The following is a 4,299-nucleotide window of genomic DNA, read 5'->3' on the forward strand; positions in this document are numbered from 1 at the left end:
GAGCCTGCGCCTTCTGCGGTTTTCAGGATTTCCTGATAGGCGCTGCCGGTGGCGACGACGTGGCGGACCTTGGCGTTGCGCTCGGCGCCCAATGTGGCTTCGCACAGGGCGACCAGCTTATCATGGGCCTCTTGCATCACCTGTTCATGGTGATGCGGTTCAAAGAAGCTGCTGACGAAGCCTTCGCCGTAATCCGGCGTCACGGTCACCACATCCAGCCGCGCGCTGTCCAGATCGGCCAGTGTGGCAGCCCGTTCAAGGACCGCCACATCAATATCGCCGTTGCTGATGTCCACGGCACACAGAATCGCTTTTGTCATGCGGGTTCTCCCTGTTTTGCGGCTCTGCCGCGTTGGAGGAAAGCGACAAGGCCCAACAGGATCAGCGCCGGGATGAAGATCAGCTCTTTCGGCGGCTGGCTCTGCGGGGCCTGAATGGCCGTGATGCGCACCGCTTCGTCGGCGTAATAGTCGAACATGTCCAGCTCATCCGCGACCGGCGTGCCAAACAGCGGCTCTTCCAGTTTCATCAGGCCGTCCTCGTCCAGCGGGATCAGGCCCAGAGCTTCGACGCGGGCCGCGCCTTCAGCCTCGTCTCCGATGGTCAGCACAACAGTGGTCTCGGTCATGTTGCCGGTGTCAAAGTCAGGACCCGCGACCTCGATCCGCATGGTGCTGCCCGGTGCGGCCTCAGCCACGGCCTGCGTCAGCTGCGCCGGTTCGATCTGCGCGAACGGAGGCGCGATCCGGTTCATGAAGAAGTCCGGACGGAACAGCGCAAAGGCGATCAGGATCAGGGCCACGCTTTCATAGATGCGGTTCTTGGTCAGGAACCAGCCCATGGTGCCGGCGGTGAAGATCAGGATCGCAATCGTCGCTGACACCGCCACCAGAATGCCCTGCACCCACGTGACATCAATCAGCAACAGATCGGTGTTGAAGATGAACACAAACGGCAGCGCCACGGTGCGCAAGCTGTAGAAGAAAGCGATAAAGCCCGTCTTGATCGCATCCCCGCCCGACACGGCGGCAGCGGCAAAGCTGGCCAGACCCACAGGCGGCGTCACATCGGCCATGATGCCGAAGTAGAACACAAACAGATGCACTGCGATCAGCGGCACGATCAGGCCGTCCTGCGCGCCCAGCTCGACAACCACACCGGCCATCAGCGAGCTGACGACGATATAGTTCGCCGTGGTCGGCAGGCCCATGCCCAGGATCAGGCTGAGCAGGCCCACCAGCGCCAGCATGGCGATCAGGTTACCACCCGACAGGAATTCGACCAGATCGGCCATCACCTGCCCCACACCGGTCAGCGTCACGGTGCCCACGATCACGCCGGCGGTGGCGGTGGCCAGCGCAATGCCGATCATGTTACGGGCCCCGTCGATCAACCCGTTCCACAGGTCGGCAACACCTTCCTTGAACGCATTTGCCGTTTTGCTTTCACCGCGAAAGATCGACTTCATCGGCTTTTGCGTCAGCAAGATCACAAACAGCAGCGAGGTGGCCCAGAACGCCGACAGGCCCGGCGATTTCTGCTCGATCATCAGGAAGTAGACCAGCACGATGATCGGCAGCAGGTAATGCAGACCGGCCTTGTAGATATCGGCGATCACCGGCAGCTCAACCTCCTTGGCGTTGGGGTCATCGGGAACCAGATCCTCAACCCCTGCAGCCAGCTTCAGCAGGAACAGATAGGTCAGAATGATCAGCGCCGACAGGACCAGCCCGGACGCATCAGGAATGATCGCTATGATCGCCTTGATCGGGTACTGGATGCCATAACACAGCGCGGCAAAGCCCACGAAGAACAGCGCCATGCCACCAATCGTGCGCCCCATCGAGACCACGCGGTTGCCCAGCGTCGGCATGTTCCGCTTCACCGCCTCAAGATGCACGATATAGACCAGCGCGATGTAGGAAATCGCCGCCGGCAGAAACGCGTGCGTGATCACCTCGACATAAGAGATGCCCACATATTCCACCATCAGGAAGGCCGCAGCGCCCATCACCGGGGGCATGATCTGGCCATTCACGGAAGAGGCCACCTCGACCGAGCCCGCCTGCTCGCTGGAAAAGCCCACCCGCTTCATCAGCGGAATGGTGAACGTGCCCGTGGTCACCACGTTGGCAATCGACGACCCCGAGATCAGGCCCGTGGCCGCAGACCCCACCACAGCCGCCTTGGCCGGGCCGCCGCGCAGGTGACCCAGCGCGCCAAACGCCATCTTGATAAAGTAATTCCCTGCCCCCGCCTTATCCAGCAGCGCGCCAAACAGCACGAACAGGAACACGAACTTGGTCGACACGCCAAGCGCGATGCCAAACACACCCTCAGAGGTGATCCACATATGGCTCATCGCCTTTTTCAGGCTGGCGCCCTTCCACTGGATCACTTCAGGCACCCAGTCGGACGAGCCAAAGAACACATAGGCCAGGAAAATCGTGGCAATGATCGCCATTGCCGGGCCAAGCGCGCGGCGCGCGGCCTCAAACAGCAGCAGCAGGCCACCCAGCGCCACCCATTTGTCGACATCATCGGCCAGCAAGCCGTTATCGACCAGTTTCTCATAGAAAATATAGCCGTAAAGCGCGATGCCTGCGCCCACCACACCCATGATCCAGTCCTGAATGGGGATGTAATTGCGCGGGCTGGATTTCAGCGCCGGATAGGCCGAAAAGGCCAGAAAGATCGCAAAGGCCAGATGGATCTGGCGCGAGTTGTTCACCACGCTGCCCGGCAGCAGCACATTCGACAAGGGCGAGGCCAGCACCACCTGGAACACCGACCACAGAACCGCCACAATGGCCAGAAACAGCCCCACATTCCCTGCCGGGTTGCGGGCCCCCGCATCGGACGAGGTCACCAGTTCCTGAAGCTCTTCCTCGGATAGCGGGCGATTGGATTGTGTGTCGGAACTCATAAAGCGTCTCCCCGTCGCTCTGCGATTTGTTGGGCCCTGTTCTTACGGCCTCTCTCACTCCGGGTTCTCCCGGATGTGCAAACGGGGCGCCCGTTACAGGCGCCCCGCATCAGGTCCGGCTTATTGCAGCCAGCCTTTTTCCTTGTAGTACTTCTCGGCACCCGGATGCAGCGGCGCCGACAATCCGTCCGCGATCATCTCCTCCGGCTGCAGATTGGCAAATGCCGGATGCAGCTTCTTGAAGTCGTCGAAATTCTCGAAGACCGAGCTGACAACCGCATAAACCGCGTCATCCGACACATCCGCCGAGGTCACAAAGGTCGCGCCCACACCAAAGGTCGTAGTGTCACCGTCCGAGCCCCGGTACATGCCGCCCGGAATGGTCGCGGTGCGATAGTACGAGTTGTCGTCGATCAGACCCTGGATCGCATCACCGGTGACGTTCACCAGTACGGAATCACAAGCCGTGGTCGCCTCCTGGATCGAGCCCGACGGGTGACCCACGGTGTAGATCATCGCGTCCAACTGGTTGTCGCACAGAGCCGACGACTGCTCGGCCGCTTTCAGCTCGGAGGCCAATTCGAAATCATCGATAGTCCAGCCCATAGCTTCCAGAACGACATCCATCGTGCCGCGCTGACCGGAACCCGGGTTGCCGATGTTCACCCGCTTGCCCTTGAGATCCTCAAAGCTGGAAATGCCCGCATCGGCGCGCGCCACAACCGTGAACGGCTCAGGATGGACCGAGAACACCGCACGCAGGTTCTCAAACGCGCCCGCGTCTTCAAACTTCGACGTGCCATTATACGCATGGTACTGCCAGTCAGACTGCGCCACGCCAAACTCCAGCTCGCCTTCGCGGATGGTGTTGATGTTGTAAACCGAACCACCCGTCGATTCCACCGAACACCGAACACCGTGCTCTTTCCGGCCCTTGTTGACCAGACGGCAGATCGCGCCACCCGTCGGGTAATAAACACCCGTAACGCCGCCGGTTCCGATCGTGATAAATTCTTCTGCATACGCCGCCGGTGCCATCAGGGCCGCCGCGGCAAATGCGGTGATTGAGGTTTTCTTGAACACTTTGACACTCCTGTTGTCAGTCTTTTTTGATCTGTTGGGGCGCCCAAAACCGTTCAGAACGCAACAGAAAAAATTGCACTGGAATCAGGCCCTCCGATGATGAAGAGGAAAACGAAACCTGACAACATGTGTCTATACGGTAGATTACGTATAGGCTCAGAACCAAAGATACGAAAAGGAAGAGAACAAACAATAAAACATGACAATCAAAACAATAAAAAACCCTTTGGACAAAACTTGAACAAAACACTCAAACAACAAAATATACACCAAGAACATTCCGAACCGGC

General features: G+C 59.3%; 3 protein-coding genes. All 3 read right to left on the bottom strand.

Annotated features, from left to right (window positions below):
• Positions 1 to 320: universal stress protein (locus BLU89_RS20960; RefSeq protein WP_074739677.1), on the bottom strand; the 320-nt coding region annotated here is incomplete at its 3' end.
• On the bottom strand, positions 317 to 2,926 hold the full coding sequence (locus BLU89_RS20965; protein ID WP_074739679.1) for a TRAP transporter permease: 2,610 nt from the start codon (positions 2,924 to 2,926) through the stop codon (positions 317 to 319). The genes BLU89_RS20965 and BLU89_RS20960, both read right to left, overlap by 4 nt.
• Before the next feature lie 120 nt (positions 2,927 to 3,046).
• The gene (locus BLU89_RS20970) at positions 3,047 to 4,009 is read right to left on the bottom strand and encodes a TAXI family TRAP transporter solute-binding subunit (protein WP_074739681.1); all 963 of its coding nucleotides are present in this window, start codon (positions 4,007 to 4,009) and stop codon (positions 3,047 to 3,049) included.
• Between the last annotated feature and the right edge of the window lie 290 nt (positions 4,010 to 4,299).

It is taken from the genome of Ruegeria halocynthiae (genome assembly GCF_900106805.1).
GTDB lineage: Bacteria > Pseudomonadota > Alphaproteobacteria > Rhodobacterales > Rhodobacteraceae > Ruegeria > Ruegeria halocynthiae.

Excerpts from the sequence above, each read along its gene's own strand:
- BLU89_RS20965 (WP_074739679.1), bottom strand. The coding sequence starts at position 2,926 with ATGAGTTCCGACACACAATCCAATCGCCCGCTATCCGAGGAAGAGCTT.